Source organism: Bacteroides sp. NGMCC 1.200775 (assembly GCF_040798045.1).
Lineage (GTDB): Bacteria > Bacteroidota > Bacteroidia > Bacteroidales > Bacteroidaceae > Bacteroides > Bacteroides hominis.
Genome location: NZ_JASCQK010000001.1, coordinates 690859 through 715441 on the forward strand (window position 1 = coordinate 690859; position 24583 = coordinate 715441).

Consider the following 24583-nt stretch of genomic DNA (forward strand, 5'->3'; position numbering starts at 1 on the left):
ATGAAAACAATTATAATAATAGTGGCGTTGCTGGCAAGTATGTCGCTTGCCGCCCAAGAAAATATAAGCAGCATACTCTTTTCTATTGAGGAGAACAATACGAAGCAAAGCATTGAAGGAAGAAATGAAGGCTCAAAAATTAGGGAATAAGACAGGTATATATCTGTCTGACCCTGATGTCGCATTTGGTTATCTTTGGGGGACCCCCTCCAATATAGGTACAAGGAAAGATTTCAGTGTCACACAGACTTTCGACATCCCGACGATTACCGGAATGAAAAGTCGGTTGGCCAATAACAAAAACCAACTGGTAGAACTACAATATGCCTCCGAAAGGATCAATCTCCTGTTGGAGGCCAAACAGTACGCTATTGACCTGATTTACTACAATGGGCTGAAGAAAGAGCTGGAAATCCGCTTGCGTCATGCACAAACCATAGCAGATGCATACAAGCAGAGGTTGGACCGTGGAGATGCCAGCATATTGGAATACAATAAAGTACAATTGAACCTATCTACTGTACAAGGAGAAATGTCACGGGTAGAGGTGGAAAGAAATACCCTTCTGTCCGAACTCAAACGTCTGAATGGTGGTATAGAGATCCTTTTAGAAGAAAATAATTACAGCCCGGCTTCCCTGCCCGCTGATTTTGAAGAGTGGTATTTATCCGCCGAGCAAAAAAATCCATTGCTGCAGTACGTAAAACAACAGATTGAAGTAAGCAGAAAAGAAGTAAAATTGAATAAAGCTATGAGATTTCCGAAATTCTCCGCGGGGTATTCATTGGAGAAAACCCTTGGACAAAAGTACCAAGGCGCCAACATTGGCATTTCCATTCCTCTATGGGAAAACAAGAATCGTGTGAAACAGGCGAAAGCCGGTGTCATCGCAGCCCAGACCAGAGAGCAGGAAAGCAAACAACAGTTTTACAACAGGCTGCAAAACCTATACATGCGTGCCAACGGACTGCAACAAACGGCCGCCGGGTACAGAAAATCACTACAATCGCTTAATAACACCGATCTCCTGATGAAAGCGCTGGATGTTGGTGAAATAAACCTGTTGAATTATATAGTTGAAATAGGGTTGTATTATGATACCGTAAACCAGACATTGGCTGCCGAACGTGATTTTGAGAAAGCGTTGGCTGATTTGTCGGCAGTCGAACTATAAACATTGAGATATGAAACCTGCAAGAAAAAAATTCTGTAAGAGTCAAAACACTTTCCCGCCCAGACAGATGTTTATCATTTTTGCATGTTTGGGAGTCATAGCCGGCGCATGTTACTGGTTTTTCGTTTCACAGTGTGGTGAACAGGATTGTTTTTACAATTACTATCCGTTGCCGGAAATGTTCATAGGAGGACTACTGGGGGCATTTCTATTTTTCATCTTGTGGTACGATAGATTCTGACCATACCCGTAGAACATATTATCCCATATGTTAATACTATAAATAGTAACATACAATTTAAATAAAGAACTTTCCGGGTTATGAATACCGGAAAGTTCTTTATTTAAAAACTCTCACTCCCTATACGTCCCAAGAAAAAGAATCAGACATTCAGTACATAATAACAATGACCGACCAGCAATTCATTTACTTTTTCGCTGTAACGGGACAAATGAAATGAAAAATGCCGATTTATTCAAATACATCAATTACAAATCATCTTCCAATGCTGTACTTTTTGCATAAGCAGTACTCTTAGCCTCAAAGAAATCAGTCTTTACCATATTGGCATTGGAATATTGTGATACCCAACGCATGCTTTCGGGTTCTTTTAAATTGTCTTCATACAATGGAGTAAATCCAAGACTGGTCCAGCGGAGGTTTCCTAAATAACGAATGTAGTCTTCTATCATTTTCTTATTCAATCCCTGGATCTCGTCACCTATCACATATTGCCCCCATTCTATTTCCTGTTTCACTCCTTCACGCATCATCGCTTCGTATACTTTCACCCTATCAGAAGTAAACAATTCCGGTTCTTCCTTCTTCAATTCCAGAATGATATTACGAAACAGCCAAAGATGGGTATTTTCATCCCGATTGATATAACGGATTTCCTGAGCAGATCCAGACATCTTTCCGTTACGACTCAGGTTATAGAAAAACATGAAGCCACTGTAAAAATAAATACCCTCCAGTATATAATTGGCTATCAATGTTTTCATCAACGTAAAGCTGTCCTGGCTTTCCTGAAATTCATTATAGCAATTACCTATAAAAGTGTTTCTTTTTAATAGATGTTCATCTGTTTTCCATTGATACAGAATGTCATTGCGCTCCTCCGGACTACATATAGAGTCCAGCATATAACTGTAACTTTGGCTATGGACGCACTCTTGAAAGGCTTGAATATGCAGGCAGAGATTGACTTCATTTGCTGTAATGTATTCACTGATAGTAGGCAGATTGTTACTTTGCAGGGAGTCAAGGAAAACAAGGAAGCTCAATATCTTGTCATAAGCTGTCCGTTCCGCCTTATCCAGATGTGGATAATCCTTTGTATCCTGAGTAAGATTGATTTCTTCGGGTATCCAGAAATTATTCATGGCCTGACGATACCAGTCACTTACCCATTTGTAGTGCATATTGTTGAAATCATTCAAATTAGTTGTATTCCCGCCAATCATTTTTCTGAGACGGAGTTCGGTATCACCCTCGGGATTGAAGAGGGCATTCTTCTTTAATTTCTTTATTTCCATATTTATTATTTAATGTTAGTCAGGATGCACAACTTTCACATTCTTCCACTTCCAGCGATTTACTGCGTACATAGTACACTGTCTTCACTCCGCATTCCCATGCCAACAGATAAAGGTTTAATACCTGTCTCATGGTAAAATCATTGGTGATATACAAATTCAAGCTTTGTGCCTGATCAATATGCAATTGCCGGATACCCGCAGCACGTATGCTCCATGTCTGGTCTATCCGGTAAGCTCCCTTATACAACCAATACGTCTTATCAGACAATGACGGAGCCACTCGCGGAAGCATGGCACCCTTCTTTTCTTCAAGAAAAAAACGTTTCATGACCGGATCTGTTCCGGCAGTTGTTCCGGCAATGATACTAGTGCTGCTGGTAGGAGCAATAGCCAGAAGATAAGCATTTCTCATGCCATCTGCCGCAACCTTGACCGCCAAATCTTTCCATTGAGGAGAATCATAACCACGTTTCGCAAAATAAGCTCCGGTTTGCCAGTCACTTCCTTCGAAATAAACATATCTTCCTTTTTCCTTAGCAAGCCCGGTACTTGCTTCGATGGCGGCATAATTGATACACTCAAATACTTTATCAATGAAATCAAGATGCTCCACGCTTTCCCAACGGATACCACGCAATGCAAGTGCGTGATGGTAACCGCTCACCCCTAAACCGATGCTACGGTATCGATGGTTTGTTATCCGGGCAAAAGGGATAGGATAGAAATTCAAATCAATCACATTGTCGAGCGCACGTACTACAACAGCTATTTTTTCTTTCATCTGCCGTTCATCCTCCAATGGAAGATGTCCGAGCGACAAGCTGGCAAGGTTACAAACGACAAAGTCACCGGGACGGACGGTATTGACTACAACCGTATCACCACCTTCCGTACGGACCTCAGTGGAAACTGTTTCAATGGATGACATATTCTGAGCTATTTCCGTACATAGGTTAGAACAATAAATAATCCCCCGATGCGAATTAGGATTAGCCCTGTTCACTGTATCCCGGTTGAATGTGAAAGGCGTCCCTGTCTCTACGGCAGAGCGTAGTATCAACCGGACAATATCTTTGATGTTCAGAACCCGCTTAGAGAGAAGGGGATCGTTTATACAATCCAAGTATTTTTGCTCCCACTCTTCTCCATAATAATCCTCCAGGCAATACCCTTTGACATTCATAATTTCGTTGGGACAGAACAAGTGCCATTGCTGATTCAGGTCTTCCTTTGCCATACGCCAGAACAAATCAGGATAGCATACGGCAGGAAAGATATCATGTGCCTTCATCCGGTCGTCTCCATTATTGGTGCGGAGTTGCAGGAATTCGGGCAAATCTTTGTGCCAGACATCCAGATATACTGCTACAGCTCCCTGACGCATACCCAGTTGGTCGACAGCTACGGCAGTGTCATTTACCAGTTTCATCCAGCGTATTACTCCGCCTGCCACTCCCTTAAACCCTCGTATATTTCCTCCTGCCGCACGCACCTTACCAAAATACATTCCCATTCCTCCGCCAAACTTACTGACCATGGCAAAATTATCGATACTGCGATAAATCCCCTCCAGGCTATCGGGCACTGTATCAATAAAACAACTGGATAACTGGTGATAAGGCTTGCGGGCATTGGACAGTGTAGGGGTTGCCATGGTTACTTCTAACCGACTCAGCATATCATAGAACTTCTTTACCCACTGCAATCTATCACACTTTTCGGACATACCCAAATGAAGCGCAATCCCCAAATACATTTCTTGTACCGATTCCATTGGTTCATGTGAGTGCGTACGGATAAGATAACGTTTCGCGAGAAGATCCAATCCCGAATAATTGAAAAGTTTATCACGTTCGGGACACATAAACCCGGCAGCCACTTCTATTTCTCGTGGAGAATAAGCGCTCAGGATATAGTCACCATACAAACCTTCATCCGTCAAATAGCGCAGCTTGTCATAAAAAGAATAAATACCGGCAATTTCTGCCTGTACCTTTAACTTCTGCGTCAACTGAAAATTAAACAAACGGGCAGCAATAAATTCCCAGTCAGGCGCCTCTTGCGTAGTAAGCTCTACGGCAGCCTTAATAAGAGTCGTCAACCTCTCTTCAGCTGTCATATCGGTTTTGCAGAGGTTTACAAACTTCTCTGCCAGGATCATCAAACTATATTCATTGGCAACAAAATCCTTTTGAATATCTTTCAATGTGTCAGCCAACGCTTCAGAACCTATACTGCTGACAATATGGTTAAAAGCTTTTCTCCGTTCCGTACGTTGCCAACGATAAAGTATATAGTTTTTAGCTTCGGCATAAAAGCCATGTTCCATCAAACTACGTTCTACCTCATCTTGAATCTGTTCCACGCTACGGTGTACTTCATCACACAAAAAGAGTTGTACTTCATCTACAATTGTGTAAACGGTTTCGTCCGGTACTTCTCTTCCGGTACTGGCAAAACTCTTCCGTATCGCAACGGCTATCTTTTCTCTATTATATGGTTCCGTTGCCCCATTCCTCTTGATTATTTGCATGAAATGTTCTTGAAATGAATTATTTTATCGTTTCGCACTGTTCCCCTACCCCCCGAGTAGAAACAGCCTTTGATGAATGGCAGGTCTTCTGACTGACTCCTCCTTTCCGATGCCTTCCCACACTTCTCCTCATCTACTTGGGCAATGCAGTGGCAATAAGTTTAGTATCGGTAAGTCTACCGGAGTTTCACAGCAGCGGGACTGTCCGGGATTTACACCCGATTCCCTTTTAATCACTTATGCAGAAAAGCATAAGTGAACCAATTCGCCACAAAATAACGAAAGACTTCAGTAATATACAAATAATTCCGTAGTTAAAAAAAGTTGCCATAAGATGTATTATGCACAGATTATCCATCCTAACTGAGAAGGCAATTAAAGTTCATCTCAGTAGCCGAGATGTATATCTCAGCAGCCAAGATGCACATCTTAGCACGCGAGATATACATCTTAGTGCGCAAGATGGAAAAAATTACGTATACCGTTAATTTGTTTTAGGCTGATTGTCCCTTTTCTTTGTTACTGACTGACATTTTTTCCACTAACTCTGTTATAAGTTGCCTCCTTATTTAATCTTAAGGGTACAAAAAGCTGTCGGATTACTCTTTTTATTATGAACATTACTTTGTCATACCAACCATAGCAGCCACCATTGCGGCAATAGAGGCGATGGAAATATTCATCCCTATAACGTCCGCCGCCACAGTTTTTTTCCTGCCCTTTTTGCTTGGCACTATTATTTCACATCCGGGTTCAATTGCATTGCCCATTCTCCTTTTCAGACGAGAAACCATACCATTCATATATATTACATAAACACGCCGCTTCAGTGCCCGGTTTCCAAATCCACCTGCCTGCTCAATGTAATAACTAAGACTGCTCCCCTTCTGATAAAGTATCGTATTAGGATACATCACAGCTCCATTGATTGTTACCGTGCTGACATATTTAGGAACGAAAAGTACATCTCCTTCGCGCAAAACCATATCTTCGTCAGAGCCTGGATTTACCAATGCTTTCTCAAGTTCTATGCCTACCGGATAAGTGGAAGAGGCTTCCAGAGTAACCGGAGATACAGAAGCCTTTTCACTTCCTCTGACCGACAAACGTAGAACATCATTTTTCTGACGCATTTCATCCGCCGTCATTCTGCGTATCAGACGCGCTCCTTTTACATAAGCTTCTTTCGATAGTCCGCCGGCTCTTGCTATCAGACTACTCAGCCTCTCATTGCTTTGGATTAATGTATAATTACCGGTGAAGGCCACTTCGCCTTCAACTGTTACATTGGCCTGTTTACGATATCCCGGACTTCGGCGAATGAAAACGATATCATAGGGTTCCAGTTCAAATCCTTTATCCTCCCCCATCACCAGCCCGTTTTTAAGTTCAACCGCAAAGCTTTTTCCGATAACAGTGGAAGATGATATACTCTTAGGATCTCTAATCCGCCGCGAGACATCAATCCGGACCATAGAAGCAGATTCCAGCAATCCTCCCGCTTTTACAATCAAATCCTGTATGGACGTATTTTTAACATAAGGGAAATCTCCCGGATTCCTTATATCACCATAGATAGATAAAGTACCTTCTTTCTCAATGTCTTTCACACTCGAGATATAAAGAACATCATTTTTCTGTAAACGTAGGTCGGAGACTGCACCAGCCATCATTCTTTTCAAATCGACCGGGATCATTTCATGTGTTAGGTCTTCATGCTCACGTCTCAACAAAGCCCTGTTGAGAAAAGCATCTCCCCGAAGTCCTTCTGCTCTACTGATCAACTGCCTGACAGTTCCCGTGATACTATCGTCCAATTGATATACGCCGGCACGGTACACAGCACCACGAACTTCAACTTTGTTTGAGAAACGTTGCAATACCGCCTCAACAGACAATTCATCACCGTCGGTCAAAACAAAAGATTGGTAATCATCCTGCCCTACATTGTATATCTGTTTCTCTTTCCCATTCAGACGAAACAGACGTATCGCGTCCCGGTAAGCATCTCCCGTGAAACCTCCCGCATAGCTGAGCAGAGTTGTTATGGTTTCTCCTTTTTTCATTTCATACGCCATCGGACGTTTGACTTTTCCGGAAATACTAACCAAATTCTCATAAGGAGGAATCAAAATGACATCGCCTTCCGATAAACGGATGTCGTCCGTCAACTTTCCTTTCATAATGTAATCATATACATCAATGCAAGCGACCTCTTTTCCACCTCTCACAACACGAATATCACGTAAACTTCCAATACCACTGACCCCACCGGCACGATACAAGGCATGAAATACCGATGCAAATGCCGACAAGCGGTAAGTACCCGGTACCTGTACTTCACCCATGACATTGATCATGATGGTACGGATTCCCCCTAATGATAACTTGATATGAACCGATTTTCCGGAAATAGCGGCATAAATCTTACTGAATTCACGTCTTAAGCTCCGTTCGGCATCCTGTATACTCATTCCATCCAGAAAGATGGGACCTATACCTGCCACGTGAATAGTACCTTCAGGAGAAATAATTTCTCTGACTGTATTTTCGGAAGTGCCCCACACATCGATAATCAATTCGTCTCCGGGTCCTAACACATAATTTTCAGGGGTAGGGATATCCAGGTTAGGTTCAAAAGATAAATTCCGGTCTGTAAATATATTGCGTCCAAAAACTGCAACCTGCTTACCACGGATTATAAAATCCTCTTTTCTATGTTGCCTTGCCCTGCTCCCACCCGCCAATAGAATGAACAGGGCAAATAACAATGCTCCCTTATCATTCACCCTGCCGGATATCTTATCAATCAGACAGCTTACTTTTTTTGTGACGCAAAAAAGCGACTGACAAGAAAAACTCGCAGCAACGGTTTGCAACAATATTTCTATACTCATAAAACACAGTTATTAATTAATCATATAGATTCTAACACAAATAATGAATCCCATAAATCAACACAATCCACATCCATATTTCACTTCTGATAAGGAAGCAGAAACTTGAAACCTCTCCCCCGCAACATGACTTCCGACTCACGCACTTCTTCTACAAACAACCGATGTATCCCTTCTGTTATTTGCGGTTTTTGGGATTCATAACGAAGAATATTCAGATCAACAGAATCACCCTGTATGGGGTTCACAATGGGAGCTAATTTTATATAAGAACTACTATAAGTCACTCCTCCCCCTCCATAAGGACGGGCGCTGTTTGCAATCCACGTACCTACTCCTTTTCTTTTGACCACCATTTTATTATTCAGAATCAAATAATATGAACTTGCATTGGTACTATACCAACCCAAAGTCTCCAGTTCTCCTTCCGGTCTCACTTTAATATGGATGATTTTCTTCTCTTTTGCATCTTCTGAAATAGCGATAACTTGGGCTTCTCCCTCATATTTAGGATTTATCTCAAGCATCCCGGTAGAGCCGTCCCATTTGATATCCATGATATCCGCCGGGTCGTTCTCTTCCAATTTGGTCAGTTCCCCTCCTCCGAAGATACTTACGTATTTACTTTTAAATCCGGGAAGGAACTGAACCGTTGAATGGCTCACTTCCAAGTCGGGAAAGACCACGCTGATTTTCAGCCTTGCACGCTTGTCATGCGAAATGATAGTGACAAACGTTTCACCTTCCAACAGACCTTTTACCTTAAGCGTGTCCATACTTATATAGGCAGTAGCTATCTGTGCGTTTTCTACGTTAACTATGTATTTCCCGTTTCCGCCTGAGAGAAGGAGTCTTTTTTCCGTTTGTTTATTCAACAACAATTCTTCGACACCCTTCTCTTTTCCTATGCGGATATCGGGAAGTTCTTCTTTTTGTTTTTCACATGCAAAAAAGCAAATAAGGCAAAAAACGATACACAATTGGGTTATTACATTCTTTATCATTGGTTTGTTTCCTGTTTAATTGTATTTTTATTCTTGAATCTTTTCTACACCCAGTTGAGGATATAAAATCTCCCATTCACGACCTTCTCCCTCATCAATATAGATTTCCAGTCGAAACTGTTTGTAAAACCCTCCGAACTCCGGGAACTCTAAAGTATCATCTTTAGGGTTAACTGTTATTCCGTTCAATTTATAAGAGATTCTCGCATCAGGATTGGCCAGTTCATTATAATAGAGCTTTAGGAAACGCCCCTTACAACTCCCGTCAGGAGTGATAGTACGCAAGTAAGGAATCCGATCTTCAGAGTTTTCTGCTTTACTCATTCCTTTCGTCACTCCTTTTCGTTCGGCATATGGTGAAAACTCGTTACCCTTTACTGCTCTTACTTTAACGTGGTGCTCACTTCCCGGTTTAAGTTTTGTCTTCATATATGAATTTCCGGATGTGGTTGTTTCGGTTTTGCCATCAAACATAACTTCCCATCGCATTTCTTCATCCATGACTTTATTCCAAGAGATCTCCATTTCGCTCTGATACGCTTTTATACTCAGATTGCGGGGGGCTTTCGGAACGGAAGATATGTCCGGTCCGTTCCCTTTGGGCACCATCGACATATCGTCGAACAGCATATAGCCCTCCTGATAAACCCGAAGTGTTTTTATGCCCATCCCCATACTATAAACATTTTTCGGAATTGTTACGACACCCTCCGCTTTTTTCCATTCATCTTTAACTGTTCTTACCGAAAGTATTTTCTCTCTACTTTTTACCCTTCCATCATCATACCACAATAAAGTTACTGCTATTTCAGTGTTTTTTATATTCGTTTTGTACCAGAAAGAGAATGCATATTGTTTTCCCCCTTCTACCGGTGTAGGTTGAGCCAAATAGATAGATCCTCCGTTGAGCCATATCTTAAGTGCATATGTACCCGGACTCTCGGGACGCCTCTCATGTACTTGTTCCGGACTAAAGTCGCTTGCTATACGCCAGCCAATGGGCTGTCCCCCATCTCTCCACTCTTCATATCCTCCATTGGGAATGATATTTTCTTTTTGAGCTTTGACTTGGATTGTTGCCGACATGAATATAATTATCGGTAAAAGCAGTTTATGTATCTTTCTCATTTTTCTCCTTATTTTTTAATGTCTTCCAATGAAACTCCAAATATTTTTCCAATGCGAGTTGCCAAATTATATAACGCCCCTTCGGTTTGCTCTCTTCCCAATAAGCGCTCTTTATCCCATAAACCATCGTTCTTCTCCAGTTCATGCAATAAGTTTCCGGTTTCTTCGTTTGTAATGAATGGCTTTCCTTGCGTATTACGTGCAAATTGTGCAGCATAGATCAACCCGTAAGCTTGGGAGAGCAGGCGGAATGCACGTCTGGGATTCTCTTTTAGATTGGCAAATGTATTAGGGCCGACAAGCAGATTCATAGCTCTTGCGGCAACCACCCGCGAAAGCTCTTGTCTGATGGTATCGGCCTGTAGCCTCATTTCATCATATCGGGAAGTCTCCATAAAGGTCCGTCCTTTTACAAATGAGCGGAAGATGCGTAAGTGACAGTCTTTTAGGGCAGGTAAGCCATCGGCCTGAGCCAATGTTTTCCAGAAGCTGTAATATCCATAAGCCAGATCCCAATGATGCTCTAACTCTGTATAGTTATGACCGGGTAAGAGTTGTGTCAGGTCGTTTCGGACAAGTATCTCGTTATTTCCCAATATTTCCTCACCCAGATGTATATTCAATATTTTGTCCAGATATATCGCCCCCATAACAGCATATTTGTAAACCTCGGCCACGGCAATCCCTTTCTCATCTACATAACAGATATCTGAATCGCTTATATTATTGCCTACATATCCCGTCGAACCTTTCGCAGCTTCCCTGTTCCTATGTTCGTAAGAGGGAATGTTCGCCCCTAAACCCGCAATGCGTGCAGAAGTTTCAAACCAATTGTCAATGTCTCGCAGAATCTTTTCTCTATCGTTCAGATGTACAGGAGAAGTGGAAACTTCTTTCTGGGGTTTCAGTCCGAATGTCCCTTCATGATAGATACGGCGTGCTTCGTCATAATCTCTTTGAGTACTCATACGCGCTTCATTCATATATTCCGAAAAAATTCGGTCAATGGGAGATTTCAGAAATTCACATTCCAGCACATTTACAGAACTCTCCCCGTTTCTTGAGAATTTGTATGAAGGTTCAGGAAATACCGGAAGTTGGTACGCACTTTCCACTGTTTCATTTATCCCTTCGGTACAAGCTGCAACACTCGTCAGCAGACAGAAAGAGAGTATATATTTCAGTAAGTAATTCATCTTTTTGCTATTTTTTCTTAAGGTAAAATCAAATATTCACAATAAGGATACCTCAGTGGGTTGATCCCTTCCTCATTTTGATATTGCTCTGTTTCCAAACCGGGAATTTCAATCAGTCCGTCGGTAGAAACGGCTTTGATACTTGCTTTTATGTTGGAAGACCTGGGTCCCTCCCCGGTAACACACAGATATAGAGAAAATCCCGAATGGACATTAAAAGAGATTTCCAATTTCTCTCCATTATACATTACGTTGGGGATTAACCGGCCTGTATCCTCCCGTGCCACTCCCGCACTCTTCTTTCCACAACTGATTGTCACCAACTCTTTCTTCTCATTAATATATTTCACTTTGTACTGGGCAATGACATCATTTGTAAGGTTTCCATCCCAACTTTTTTCCTGAAACGAACATATCAGGGTTATCTTATATTGTTCAGCGTCATCCGGTGCTTCCGTACCGGGGTATTGGTAACTTTCCAATGCCTGATTGGGATCACACAATTGCACGAACAGCTCTCCACGCTTGTTTGCAGGTTTCTCTATCTCTTTAGGTGGAAATAGTTTTTCATAATCTTCATTCACTGCGAAATCTTCTTTTACTGTATTGCAGCTGCATACAACCAGCAGGCAAATTATCCATATATGTTTCATATTCATTCTGGTTTTTAATATTTAAATTTCATCCCGGATTTCAGCTATTACTCCGGTCTTTTCTCCTTCGGGAGCAAGATATCTGCTTACCCAACGCATTGTTTTACTATAAGGGTCAAACACTTTGACAAGTTCACAGACGAACCGCTCTCCCTCTCTGCGGAAATCATAAAAAGTGTATGTTTCACTATACCGTATACCGGGCCTGAAAGTCAAGCCGTCAGCTGTACCTACATATCCCGATCCCAAGCCTCTCACCTTATTCCCAAGCCATCCCCGAGGAGCAAAGTAATCTACGGCAAGAAACAGACGATAGCGTTGATATACTTCCAGTGGTTGTTTCGTATTTCCATCCGTGCTATAAGTGGCATTCATACGCATGTCGCTTCGAAAATAAACCCGGTCAGCCTTACGGATACTTAGTTGAGGATTTTTCATCTTCTCAAAGAACAGCTTATTGTCATATGACTTTCTAATATCCTCCTGCCAACTTTCATCACTCTTCAGTTTTGTAAATACAATATACTCCCGTGCAGGCTCTGTATATGAAGATGTTTTAAATATCAGATTTCCGTCAATATCTTTTCCTGTATAAAGAAAATCCGAAGAACCGGTGAACCGGTCGTTCACCAAAGAGTGCAGATAGTTATAAGTAGTAAAACTCAGTTGTGTGAATGTATTTTGGCTTACTTCAAACTCACTTTGCCGAACTTCCTGCAAACTCTGCTCGGTATAATCGGCCACAGCCTGTACAACTCCATTGTCAGAGAACCTCATCAGGAAGCAGTGTCCGCCATATCCATATTTATACTTTTCGTCGAATATCCCTTTGGGAAGAGTTATCAATTCGTTCACATTCGTAAACAGCAGAGAGTCTGTTCGGGGAAAGTAGGTGACAGACCATCCGTAAGGAGCATTTATAAGCTCCTTTCTCAGTTCGCTAATATGTTTCGCGTTCCGTTCAGAAGGAGATAAGTCGAAGATTCCTTCATCCTTACATGAAAAGAAAACCATTATCAGAATCAGTATTCGAAATCCTGTTTTCATGCTTTTTATTTTTGTTTAGTAAATGCTTTTAATTGCTTTATACTTCTCAGTTGAAGATAATTAAGCGAAATCTTAATTTCTTTCTTGAAGTAATCTTCTACCAATTTTTGCTTTTCTGTCAACTCTTTGTATGCCTGGACAGCTTGTTCATTATATGCATTTTGGAGGTCCTGATCCGATCCGGCTGTATAAGGAGTTTTTGCTTCAGTCAAGGCTTTAAGTATATCTTTGAGGGTATGTGTCAGCTTTGAACTGATAATTTCCGCAAAGTCCTTTTCGGGCGAGAGAAGAGAATGGTAGGTAAAAAAGCCTTTTCTATTGGCATATCTGGCCAAAACGAACACTCTACGTCCATGCGTCTCTCCTTTGAAGACCCATGCAATGGGGGTGGTCGATTCGATATATTTATTTCTACTTATGGATAGGAATCTGTTTCTGTCGTAAGGGAAAAGCTCCATAAGATGTCTGGCAAACTGGTGATGTACACTTCGCATTAAGACAAAAACTTTATCTTCATCTTTAGGATCGAACTCGTTGATGTTGTACAGAAACATCTCATTAGTTGTCGCCTCGGGATTGTCTAATAATTCCATCCCGTTTCCATCTACATTTCTTCCTCCGTACATATATATTTTAAGAGGATTCTTTCCCAATAAAAACTTTTCTCCTCCCAAATCGGGGCTTGTGTAGAGATCAATCCATAAGGCCTTGATAGCCTTGAGCACACTTTTTACATTAGCGACTTCGGGAGGATAGATATAGCTCCCGTTTTGCACTACATTTTTGTCCCACCGATATTCCACTTCGATGCCGTAAGGGAGGGTGAATGTATCCAATATCCATTTGTCCAACTCTGTTTTTTCACGCTCTACCGCACCCGCTTCCACTACACTCCGATCAGATAAGGGTGCTTCCTTCTCACAGCCTGCCAATAGGAAAGAGGTAACGAGAAAATACAGACTTCCCCGGATAAAATATCTGAATTTCATTTTTTTGATTATTGTTTTCATACGCTCGGTTTTATTGTTTAATTATTTTTTAGAATATTTTATCGGGGATTAGGAACCAATCCCCGGTTAATGGCTTCTGCCGGAATTTGCAGAAGTTTTCTGGAATCTTCTTTTTCCAGTTGCCTGTAAAACTTACACTTCGATGTACGTTTGACCGATATATAAAAACGGCGAATGTCAAACCACCTCAGACCTTCGTGCAGGAATTCCTGTCTTCTAAAACCTAAAAAGATTTTTATCAGCGCCAACTGATTGATACTCATTCCATAGAATGGAGTATAAGTCTGGTAATTGTCGCTACTTGTCTGCGTATAAGCCGAACGGTTGCAAGAAGGGTACACTCCATACTTGGCAGATAAGTAGACCAACAAATCATCTATTGCTTTATCATACTCTCCAAGCATGGCATACGCTTCCATCCGGTTGAGCATAACTTCGTCGGTAGAGAATAAAACATTGGTAACATACAGCCCTCTGGGACGTATACCTGTATAACCGGATAATGACAGTTCATCGAATTTTGCTATATATTGTCCGTCGTCTATACGTCCATCATTATAGTTGAACAGAAAGTACGGCTGCATCTTCATTTTCCGGAAATTAAAACATCCGTCTATTCCGTGTTGATTATACACCTTTTCGGCACTTTGGGTTGTTACTCCATATTTTTCTGAGGGGATATTACGTGCTACTCTTGATTCTGTGGTAGCTAACAATAAATTGGCTGGTTCATCAACACTTGCATACCGAATATAGAGATACTTATTATTGGAGTTAAATTCCTTTTTATACTTCTGCCAGTTTCTTAAGACAGGCTTTGGATCGACACCAAGTACATAATCAGAATATGAGACCACCCGGTCCCATTCTCCCTTAATCAGATAAAAGCGCGAAGCAAAAGCATAGGCCGCTTTCTTATTGAAATGAAATTTAGGCTTGATGTAATAAGCATCATCCACCAACGAAAGACCCAGTTTCATATCTTTTTCAATCTTTTCATACACCTCCTTCACCGTTCCGCGCTCATAGTCTACCAGTGCATTTTTTTCAGGTCGATTTAAATAAGGTATGCCCGGGGCTGTTGCCGATTTGGCGGTTCCGTAAGGCTCGGCCCAGATATTTATCAACATGAAATGCAGATAAGCACGCAAGAGAAACGCTTCTCCATACAACGCTTTTACCCGATCGGTTTTAGGGTATTTACCGAGTAACTCTAATGCCTGATTGGCTTGAGCGATTCCGGCATAACATGCATTCCAATAATTCAGCGGAGTATCTAAATCTTCCTGATCGTAGTCTTCCCAATAATACATCGCTTCGTTCAACCGCGAATGAATGCCGTTTACCCTTTCTTCCACATTATCCGTACGTGCTTCCAGGAAAGCAAAATAACTGGCTTCGGGATAGGCTCCGGTAAGGAGCTCGGCTATTTTGTCCTCGCTGTCTATTTGTACATCAAGGGTAGAATCCGGATTTGTTTCCAGATAGTCCTGACACGCCGTCAGCAGAAGGATCATGATACTTAAAAAGATTGTCTTCTTCATTTTTGTCCAATTAAAATTCAACATTCAATGTCATCGTATATTGTTTGGGAGTAGGTAGTGAAACTCCCCCTGATCTATAAAACTCAGGGTCTTGCCCGTTTAGTTTCTTATCCGAATAGATCAGGAATGGATTCGTCACGTTTACCTTTACATTCATCTGCTTGATTTTGAGAAAGGAAAGGAATCTTTGAGGCAGACGATATCCCAACGAGATGTTTTTCATACGCACGAAACTGCCATCGGCCACCCTATTTTGTGAATAGTTATAGGTGTTATAAGCTTTTTCGATATTTTCTTTTCCGATATTCCGTATCAGATCCTGTGAAGGAATAACGGGAATATTTGTTTTCCACTCATCACCGGGGGTCAACCAGCGGTTGTAGTACTCTTTAGAAAATACATTAAGGTCGGCAAATGCCGGATCAAACGACGGGTTCAGCCGAATCTTATTACCTGCTTGCATGGTAACGAAGCACGATAATTCCCAGTTTTTATACTTAAAGGTATTGGCAATACCTCCTATATAACTCGGTTCAATAGGTCCGTGGTAAATAAGGTACGACTTTGAATGCTGGGCATCCAGAAAGTCTGCTCCTGATATTTCACTGTTCACTCCCTTGTTGGAAGGATAAAGTCCGAAATCGAAAGTAGGCAGACCATCACTGTTAAGCCCCTGAAAATTGAAAGAAAACAGAGATCCACGTGGAAAACCGACAATGTTGCCACGTCCGGTTCCGGCCACCATATCGAAGGTGTTAGGGGTATTCAGCAACCGGGTAATCTTCTGTTTCATTCCGCTGATAGTAAATGTGGTAGACCAACTGAATTTCTCACTCAATATATTTTGGGTCTGTACCGCCAACTCCACTCCGCGCGTACGCATATCCCCGAAATTAGCATATTTGTAATACTGTCCTCCCACACCGGAAGTACGGATAAGATCTATCAGATCGAACGAATTGCGTTGGTACACATCAAATGTTGCACTAATGCGATTGTTGAACAGTCCAAGTTCAAGACCGAAGTTCAACTCATACATTTTTTCCCACGTCAGATCACGATTTTCCAAATGTAAAATACGCAACGCATTCTCCCTGTCTTTCAGAAGAGTACGGTTGACTATAAGATGGTTGAAAACCGCAGTAGAGTTAATAGCTTGTTCATTCATTTTGGCAGTTAGTCCATAACTTGCACGCAGGGCGAGTCTTGAAATGGTAGAGTATTTTTTCATATACTCCTCCTGATCCAGATTCCATTTGGCTCCGATATTCCAAGTCGGCAACCAGCGAGAACGACTATATTTACCCGCAGTGTTGGATCCTTCATAATTGAATACCCCATTGAAAATGTATTTTCCGGCATAACCGTAAGTAGCGCTGCCCGATAGCGTCACTCCCCTTTCATAACGTTCGGTCAGAGAAAAATAGGTATCTCCTTCATTGGTCAACTTTTCAAAAACCAAGGGGTTGGAAAAAACCTGATTCCCTCTATCATACTGTATCCCATAACCTTGAAAGGGGTTGATGCTGCGATCGGCATATCGTATTTCAGTAAATCCGAAAGCGCGTATATTATGCTCGCCCAGTTGCTTATTATAATCCAAAGCCAGACGTCCCAAATAACTTCGCAAAGAAGTTTCCGTTTTATTGAATATACCTCCATGTGTCAATGCCACCCGGGGCAGTTGCATCAGCTCATCTTTATTCTTCAACAGATAAATGTTTTCCCGGGCTACATAGGGAGTCTCGTTGGCACGAAAAGCCTGTATCACATTAGATCCTTCAGTTATAAAATGCGAACTTTTGGTAACCGCATGACGTATCGTAGCCAATCCTTTTACTTCAATGTTGTTATTAAGCCTGTATGAGAGTTCGCCCTGCAATTTGAGATCCAACACTTCGGTTTTAAGGTAATTGTTTTCAAATTCATTCAGGATGTTGAACGGAGCCCAGTTGTTCCGATAGTACTCTCGTTCGCCATCCGCATTATGAGGACGTAAAGTGCGGCTCGTACTTAAAGCATAACTAAAAGGATTAATATCGAAATCACGTTCGAATGTTCCGATAACAGTATTTTTACGTTGCGAAATCGTTCCCGGCGAGTTTTGGTTACGCAGATTTCCTTGTGCGGATATAGTAACCTTTATCTTGTCCTCGTTCCAGTAGAAAGAGTTCTTGATATTGGCAGTAATCCTTTTAACATTGTCAGCCAGTGTCCATCCCCTGTCATCATAAAAGCCGATAGAAGCATACATAGCAGAATTCTCTCCTCCTCCGGAAAAAGTCACCGTATGTGTATGGATAGGCTTATATGTAAACAGCTCTTTAAACCAATCAGTGTTAGCATACTCTCTTGCGCGCATAAACGTCCGTTTAGCATCATCCGTATTCTCCAGATAATATCGCCCGGTAGTCGGATCAACTGTATTGAGTGCTTTATACATTTGATAATACACTCCACTGCGACGCCCATATAGTGTATTTTGCAAAGAGAAATATCCCTTTCTGTCCATCTCCTGATAAATAGACATACTCTCCTGAGAATTGAGCAGATCGAAATTCGTATAGGAAGGAATAGAGCGCATACTTAGTTCGTATGTATAAGAAAATCTGTTCGGCGAATTCCTTTGACCGGATCGAGTGGTGATTACGATCACTCCATTCAATGCTCTGGCACCATAGATCGAAGTTGCCGAAGCATCTTTCAATACCTGTATATCTTCAATATCAGATGCATTCAGCCCGGCAACAGCCGAACTGATGAGGGTTACAGCATCACCCGAAGCCAGCTGGTCAAGTGTAAGCGAGACAAGATCTTCGTATACTGCTCCGTCTATAACCCATAGAGGCTGTACATTCCCCATTATGGAAGCACCGCCCCGTATATTGATCCGGGGTGCCGCACCGAAACTTCCTGTTACATTCTGTATGGAAAGTCCCGCGATACGTCCTTCGAGCATGCGCGATACATCCGATATACCGTTTAGCTTGATTTCATCCAGTTTTACCGAAGCTGCCGCCCCTGTAAAAACCCTGTTTTTAATCTGTTGATAGCCGGTGACCACCACTCCCTCTATCTCTTGTACATCGTCTTGAAGTATTATATTCATTATACCGGACGTGATTTTGACTACCCGGGTTTTCATTCCCACGAAACTCACTTTCAGCATCTGCCCTTTCCGAGCTTTAAGGGAGAACTTCCCTTCCACGTTTGTAATAACCCCTCGTGCTGTTCCTTCCACTACCACCGTAGCTCCCGGCAGAAATTCTCCAGTTGTAGAACGTACTGTACCTTTTATCTCTGCCGGCTCCTGTGCCAGACAAATCTGAGAAAAGATTGCCAGCAGCAAACTACTAATTACAATTTTTATAATCGATGTTGCATTCATTGTTATTTATTCTTTTTGTTGTTTATCACAATTGAATTTTAATATCAGAACTGTACATTAGCTCCTGCATAGATTCCAAAAGGATGTCCTGCTCTCAGACCCGCAGGATGGCGGGATGTAAGGTAAACCCTATTGGTCAGGTTGATCGCGTTTAACCTGAGCGTCAGATATTTATTTACAAGTACATTGACCGAAGCGTCGAGTATAAGGTTCGCCGGAACTTTCTCTCTCTCCGCAATTGTTCCCTGCCCGGGTGAGGTGCGCATGTCACTGTTATAGCGTGCACCTATATTTGCGTAGAACCATTTATATTCTATCCCCAATTGCATGTTCAGAGCGTGTTTGAAAATATAAGGTATTTCATCACCTCTAACTACATTACCCCATGAGTGGCTTTCGAACGAGTTCCTCATTTCCGTATCCGTATAAGTATATGATAACTGCAAAGGCAATCTTAGGCTACAAGTATGAGGCAGAGGCTGATATTGCACCAGAAACTCCGCACCTTTTACTCGGGCCTCTCCCACGTTGAACTGCTCAAGCGTTCCGGATCCGCCCGAAGCGGCCAGATCGCTTCCCAGCATATTACTGTAATTGTTGTAGAAGCCTATTAGCTCTGCTTTGAATTTCCCGATAGAAACACGTGTGCCCAATTCCATATTCACACTGCTTTCAGGCTTTTGATATAATTCCGCGCTTGGAGGAGCAAACCCTTTGTGGACCCCGAAGAAAACAGAAGCGGCCGGAAGCAATTGATAGTGTACGCCTATTCCCGGAATCAGTACACGTGCATGGTTCGGGGTCTCAATACGTACTTTACCCGAACGCGCCAAATCTTCTTTCGTATAGTCTTTTTTCAATAAGTCTATGTCCTCGTATCGTAACCCGGCAGTAATAGTCCACACGTTATATCTTAATTTGGCAAGCAGGTAACTGGCTAAAGCGTTGGCAGAAGTAACACGGTTGGCATTTGTACCGTGAATACCTTCCATGAATAGTACCATCTTCTTATTTTTCATTGAGTAAGAGTCATCCCATTGAAAACGATCTTCCTCATCGGCATGATAACGAAGCCCGAACTCCAGGTCGAAGAAGAACTCTTTCACGTTGAAACGGTATTCAGCTCTGGTTTGTATACCTCTGGAACGATAAGTTCTGTTATTGGCTCTTACCAATAAGGCCTCACCCTCCCGGTCTGTTTTTCCTGTTAGAATATCAAAATAGCGGATATTAGTTTCCGGGTCTATAAGTACATCGGCGACGGATATTTTCTCTTTCGAGGTGATTCCTGCACGCACATCATTTAGTTTGTACCAATTCCGGTGAAAATAGTTATAGTATGCGTTGGTAGTTACTTTCAATTTGTTGGAAAAAGTCAGAAGATAAGTAGCAACCCACTGCTGATGATCAGTTTTAAGTTTATCCATTTGCGAACCTGCATACCGGAGAAAAGGGGTTTTCTTAAAATCATCTGCGGAAAGCCCCACATACGTTTCATCCGAATTTTCGCCTGCATATCCGAATTTCAGTTCCAAAGCATGATTCACTCCCCTTACTTTATCCGTTTTTACCACCATTTTGGCTATAATGTCATTTCTTTTAAATCCTTCGGCTGCATAATCTTCGTATCTCTTGAAACCATCCGATTGATAACGCAGATATTCCACCATATATCCAAAATGTTTCCAGTTACTTCCGATAGCTGCATGAGATTTAAACGTATTCTTACTTCCGTAAGAAATGTTTGCTTTGCCGGAAAAGTTGTTCGGAATAGGAGTCGATACCAGATTAATGGCTCCTCCCGTAGTGAACGGGCCGTATTGTACCTGACTACTCCCTTTCAGTACCTCAATAGCTTCCATTCGGGCAACATTTGGAAAATAATAAGCCGCCGGAGCAGAATAAGGAGCCGGTGCCGCCAGTACACCGTCCTCCATAATAGAGATACGCTCACTTCGCTCGGCCTTCGTTCCTCTCAAACTAATGTTCGGACGAAGCCCGAAACCGTCTTCTTCATACATATTAACTCCCGGAACGGCTTTCAGCATGCGGTTGATATCCGTATATCCAAGCTTGCGAATTTCCTCGGGCGAGATATAATATGCCGAGCCTGTACGGTTTCTTGCTTTAAACTTGCTTCCAAGTATTTGTTGGGATGATACTACTACCTCTTGTAACTGGTAGATGGAGTCACTCTTCACCTGCTGTTCCTGTGAGTATATAGCTGAATATCCCAAAGAAAAGAGGATGATAAATAAAGGTTTTCTATTTGTCATATTAATAAAATTGTAACATTGTCAGGGGGCTTCTATTAGATTTACCTCCACAAGAGATGCGCTTTGCAGAAATCAAGCTACGAATAGCGGTATAACCTGCTTACTTAACACCCATATCGACTCTTTTAGAAAAGCTGTAGTGCCTGCATGGATAGGAAAAAAAGGAAAGCAAAACTCTAATGTTTGTTAGGGTATAGAAACTGTATTCCTTAATATAGTTTAGTTGTTTGTTTAATTACGGCGGCAAAGATAAAGACACTAAATTTAACCCACAATCACTATATTTAGGTATTTGCACCAAATCGAAATTTTTCCTAACATTACATAAAACAGATTGCTTACACACAGAGTATGAGCATGATATGGCATTAAACTTATAAAGTTACCAAAGGAGTAAGATAACAGTCCATTAAGTAATATTTATGTGTTCCACCGGATCCCGGCAAATTAAACCTGCAGTTAAAGCCGGCTTTTATCAGTCATCTCTCAAACAGGATGTCAGGAGTATGTCATGAGAACAAGTTTTGTATCATTTCTCACAGTATAGTTCTTAACTGCATTCTTATTTTCCAGTGACACTTTTCGACTTCAGAATTAATATGTCCGAATGGAGCAAAGCAATAAAAAAGACCAAAGACTTAAAGTGATCAAAAGTATTTAAATGAAACAGGAAATTGAAACCGAAGCCATCAAGAAACCCAAGCAAAGAAAGAGTTTCCCCCCCAACTAACTGTATTACAAAATATCACTAAAATAAAAAGACCGGAATAGAATAAGCATCTAATCCAGCCTTTATATGATTTTCCGGTATATATATCAGTAACCCAAATCGGAAGCATCGATCCGTTTACTTTCTGTTCTCAATTTACTGGGAGTCATTCCAAATAATCTCTTACAGTAAGAAGTGAAATGAGCTTGTGAATTGAAATCAAAATCCATTGCGATCTCTTGAAAAGGAGTATCAGACTCACTTATTTTTTCTCTGATCAACTCCGCTTTCTTTTTTTGCATCCATTGGTAAGGACTTTCTTTAAAACAATTCCGGAACTTACGATTAAAAGAGCGCTCAGAAGTACAGTACAAACCTGCAAATTCCTTCACACTCTTTACTTTCCTATAATTATCCATTACAAAATCTTCAAAATGTCCTGCATGACCTAAGATAGAAGAAAAAAAAGTAAATAATTCTTTCTTCGTATAATACCCTCTCAAAACCAACAAGACCTCTTGCTGTTTGATAAGATGCATATGTTTACATTGCATTTTGGCATATAAATATGCAACGATGGAATCCAAAACAGCCAGTAAAGGAGCTCTTATGGGAAGTACACACATCTCTTCTTTCTTTTTCTCATAAGAAGAGAGAGAATTTATATAAACTTTATCACACACTCTAATGTCTTTATTCCAAAACAACAAGAGACATTTTGCATCATATATGACTTCGATTTTATTATCCACATGCTGTGGGATAAGAAGCATTTCATCTTTCTCAACATGTACATTCTGATATTCACCACTATCGATAGACACCTCTCCATCAAGGAGGAAAAAAATACAAGGAGAAGCACTATTATCTATTTGACTTACATTATCTTTTTCTAAATTATAACAAACAAAACCTGTATTAACATCTACTTGATAGTTCATGCATGACAGATGTTCTTTAAAATAAAGTAATTTCATAATATTATTTTATTAAACATACAAAATTAAACTATTAGCGGTTATTTATCACAGAATAAAATTTTATACAAATCCGCCAACTATCTCTACATTTATTCATAAGATAATCTTTTTAAGCATTTCTTTTTATGAAGTTTAAAGAGTTACCTACTCTTAAGCCAGATGATGATTAATTCTTTAACATTCTATTATTTCTTCGAATCTTTTCATTCTACATCAAAACAACGGAACAAAAAAGGCAACAAAAACAAAATTGTTCTTGCCGCCTTTATGTTTTATGAAAAATTAATATAGCTCATTATTCTTCATTTGTTAACCAACCCCAGTAATCTGAATTCGTCACTCTCTCAATAGACACTTTTCTATCACCCATTCTGACTTTATCCGGACCTGAAGCCGGCACCGAACTGGCATGATACCCGACTCCCCGCCATTTCAACATATGCTGAGGCACTTGTCGTTTCAACAACGCACGATACACAGCTTTTGCACGACGTTTTGACAAATCCATATTATAATTATCACTTCCTCTTGCGTCTGTATATCCGGTTATCAAGAAATTGTTATCCGGATAGCTTTTCAACAGATCTGCAATTTTATCCAAAGTGAGTTCAGACTCGGAAGTAACCACATCCTTATCAAACGCAAAATGAATGTTATCGAACAGATCGCAGATATGACTTTCTACCACAGTCGGTACTTCAACTCTCTTTTCAACAATCCGTTCTACAATCCTATCAACCGGACGATCTATGTACTGTACAACCGGTATGGGACGTTTTGTACTTCCACCCCAACGGAACATAACACGCATCGAAGCCTGAACAAAGCGCGTTTGATTTTTATCGACAGGCATTATGTATTCTCCCTGTAATCCTATTCCCCAATGATCGTTAAACCAAGCTTGTACCCCGGCTCCAAAGGATAAGGGGAAATAGGATTGTTTAGATCCTATTGTCTCTCTATTCCAAGGATTTGATGACGTCCATTCTGCTTCTCCTATAGGATCATTCCCAAACTTACCCGCATTAATTGCATGAAAATCATGATGAAGGTAGTTAACACCTATACGTAAATAAGGTTCTACATATTTTGATTTAAACAATGGAGTAAATCGAAATTGAAGTCCCGGACCGGCCATATACATGAAATCGTATTTACGCCCGCCTGTTTCAACTTGATTTCTTGCTAAGCCCAATGTTCCCTGCAAATCAATGTAAAACCAGGGGTTCAGTTCACGAGCAGCATATAGTTGGATACCACCAAAAAGATGATCGATATTCATCCGATACAAATAGTCACCATCTATTTGGCGGAAATCGGAGAAGGTCACTCTATCCCAGTTGATAAGAGCCCCACCAGCCCCCACCTCCCAAGCTTTGGTTCTATATTCCGGTCTCTCCACTTTATCGTTTTGAGCATAAGTATAGAAGGGAAAGACAGTAAAAGCCAATGCTCCTATAAAAAGTCTATTTATTATTACACTGAAATTCATCTTGCTTATA

14 protein-coding genes, 1 pseudogene and 1 riboswitch are annotated in these 24583 nt (G+C 41.1%); of the genes and pseudogenes, 1 reads left to right on the forward strand and 14 read right to left on the reverse strand.

Features of this window, described 5'->3' with window-relative positions; genetic code table 11:
- A pseudogene (locus QK890_RS03135) lies at positions 1 to 1174 on the forward strand (TolC family protein).
- A 489-nt stretch (positions 1175 to 1663) separates the two neighbouring features.
- On the opposite strand, the gene QK890_RS03140 reads toward QK890_RS03135, so the two are convergent.
- The 14 genes from QK890_RS03140 to QK890_RS03205 form a co-directional block, all read right to left on the reverse strand.
- Positions 1664 to 2713, reverse strand: a complete 1050-nt coding sequence (locus QK890_RS03140; protein WP_005808712.1) for a ribonucleotide-diphosphate reductase subunit beta — start codon at positions 2711 to 2713, stop codon at positions 1664 to 1666.
- A 19-nt stretch (positions 2714 to 2732) separates the two neighbouring features.
- Positions 2733 to 5249 carry a ribonucleoside-diphosphate reductase subunit alpha gene (locus QK890_RS03145; RefSeq protein ID WP_220575533.1) on the reverse strand — a complete coding sequence of 839 codons (2517 nt, stop codon included), beginning with the start codon at positions 5247 to 5249 and terminating at the stop codon, positions 2733 to 2735.
- Between the two features lie 60 nt (positions 5250 to 5309).
- A riboswitch (cobalamin riboswitch) is annotated at positions 5310 to 5529 on the reverse strand.
- 340 nt (positions 5530 to 5869) lie between these two features.
- The gene (locus QK890_RS03150) at positions 5870 to 8146 is read right to left on the reverse strand and encodes an SLBB domain-containing protein (protein WP_220575532.1); all 2277 of its coding nucleotides are present in this window, start codon (positions 8144 to 8146) and stop codon (positions 5870 to 5872) included.
- A gap of 80 nt (positions 8147 to 8226) precedes the next feature.
- Complete coding sequence (locus QK890_RS03155) at positions 8227 to 9150, reverse strand: hypothetical protein (RefSeq protein ID WP_220575531.1); 924 nt, start codon at positions 9148 to 9150, stop codon at positions 8227 to 8229.
- A 27-nt stretch (positions 9151 to 9177) separates the two neighbouring features.
- Positions 9178 to 10278, reverse strand: coding sequence for a fibronectin type III domain-containing protein (locus tag QK890_RS03160; protein ID WP_220575530.1), 1101 nt, complete (start codon positions 10276 to 10278; stop codon positions 9178 to 9180).
- Positions 10279 to 10286: 8 nt separating this feature from the next.
- Positions 10287 to 11474, reverse strand: coding sequence for a DUF4856 domain-containing protein (locus QK890_RS03165; protein ID WP_005776737.1), 1188 nt, complete (start codon positions 11472 to 11474; stop codon positions 10287 to 10289).
- Between the two features lie 17 nt (positions 11475 to 11491).
- Positions 11492 to 12127, reverse strand: a complete 636-nt coding sequence (locus QK890_RS03170) for a hypothetical protein (protein WP_220575529.1) — start codon at positions 12125 to 12127, stop codon at positions 11492 to 11494.
- 21 nt (positions 12128 to 12148) lie between these two features.
- Complete coding sequence (locus QK890_RS03175) at positions 12149 to 13174, reverse strand: DUF4302 domain-containing protein (protein ID WP_220575528.1); 1026 nt, start codon at positions 13172 to 13174, stop codon at positions 12149 to 12151.
- A 5-nt stretch (positions 13175 to 13179) separates the two neighbouring features.
- The gene (locus QK890_RS03180) at positions 13180 to 14184 is read right to left on the reverse strand and encodes a putative zinc-binding metallopeptidase (RefSeq protein WP_367627190.1); all 1005 of its coding nucleotides are present in this window, start codon (positions 14182 to 14184) and stop codon (positions 13180 to 13182) included.
- Between the two features lie 38 nt (positions 14185 to 14222).
- On the reverse strand, positions 14223 to 15728 hold the full coding sequence (locus QK890_RS03185; protein ID WP_220575526.1) for a RagB/SusD family nutrient uptake outer membrane protein: 1506 nt from the start codon (positions 15726 to 15728) through the stop codon (positions 14223 to 14225).
- A gap of 10 nt (positions 15729 to 15738) precedes the next feature.
- Positions 15739 to 19116: a SusC/RagA family TonB-linked outer membrane protein gene (locus tag QK890_RS03190; protein WP_367627191.1), complete on the reverse strand. Its 3378-nt coding sequence runs from the start codon at positions 19114 to 19116 to the stop codon at positions 15739 to 15741.
- A 44-nt stretch (positions 19117 to 19160) separates the two neighbouring features.
- A complete protein-coding gene (locus QK890_RS03195) occupies positions 19161 to 21392 on the reverse strand; it encodes a TonB-dependent receptor (protein WP_022012196.1) in 2232 nt (743 codons plus the stop codon).
- Between the two features lie 816 nt (positions 21393 to 22208).
- Positions 22209 to 23078 (reverse strand): helix-turn-helix domain-containing protein, encoded by an 870-nt coding sequence (locus QK890_RS03200; protein ID WP_367627192.1) that lies wholly within the window; start codon positions 23076 to 23078, stop codon positions 22209 to 22211.
- A 298-nt stretch (positions 23079 to 23376) separates the two neighbouring features.
- Entirely contained in the window at positions 23377 to 24573 is a 1197-nt protein-coding gene (locus QK890_RS03205) for an OmpA family protein (RefSeq protein WP_188520456.1), read from the reverse strand.
- Between the last annotated feature and the right edge of the window lie 10 nt (positions 24574 to 24583).

Excerpts from the sequence above, each read along its gene's own strand:
- QK890_RS03170 (WP_220575529.1), bottom strand. The coding sequence starts at position 12,127 with ATGAAACATATATGGATAATTTGCCTGCTGGTTGTATGCAGCTGCAAT.
- QK890_RS03175 (WP_220575528.1), bottom strand. The coding sequence starts at position 13,174 with ATGAAAACAGGATTTCGAATACTGATTCTGATAATGGTTTTCTTTTCA.
- QK890_RS03145 (WP_220575533.1), bottom strand. The coding sequence starts at position 5,249 with ATGCAAATAATCAAGAGGAATGGGGCAACGGAACCATATAATAGAGAA.
- QK890_RS03160 (WP_220575530.1), bottom strand. The coding sequence starts at position 10,278 with ATGAGAAAGATACATAAACTGCTTTTACCGATAATTATATTCATGTCG.
- QK890_RS03190 (WP_367627191.1), bottom strand. The coding sequence starts at position 19,116 with ATGAATGCAACATCGATTATAAAAATTGTAATTAGTAGTTTGCTGCTG.
- QK890_RS03165 (WP_005776737.1), bottom strand. The coding sequence starts at position 11,474 with ATGAATTACTTACTGAAATATATACTCTCTTTCTGTCTGCTGACGAGT.
- QK890_RS03150 (WP_220575532.1), bottom strand. The coding sequence starts at position 8,146 with ATGAGTATAGAAATATTGTTGCAAACCGTTGCTGCGAGTTTTTCTTGT.
- QK890_RS03205 (WP_188520456.1), bottom strand. The coding sequence starts at position 24,573 with ATGAATTTCAGTGTAATAATAAATAGACTTTTTATAGGAGCATTGGCT.
- QK890_RS03180 (WP_367627190.1), bottom strand. The coding sequence starts at position 14,184 with ATGAAAACAATAATCAAAAAAATGAAATTCAGATATTTTATCCGGGGA.
- QK890_RS03155 (WP_220575531.1), bottom strand. The coding sequence starts at position 9,150 with ATGATAAAGAATGTAATAACCCAATTGTGTATCGTTTTTTGCCTTATT.
- QK890_RS03185 (WP_220575526.1), bottom strand. The coding sequence starts at position 15,728 with ATGAAGAAGACAATCTTTTTAAGTATCATGATCCTTCTGCTGACGGCG.
- QK890_RS03200 (WP_367627192.1), bottom strand. The coding sequence starts at position 23,078 with ATGAAATTACTTTATTTTAAAGAACATCTGTCATGCATGAACTATCAA.
- QK890_RS03195 (WP_022012196.1), bottom strand. The coding sequence starts at position 21,392 with ATGACAAATAGAAAACCTTTATTTATCATCCTCTTTTCTTTGGGATAT.
- QK890_RS03140 (WP_005808712.1), bottom strand. The coding sequence starts at position 2,713 with ATGGAAATAAAGAAATTAAAGAAGAATGCCCTCTTCAATCCCGAGGGT.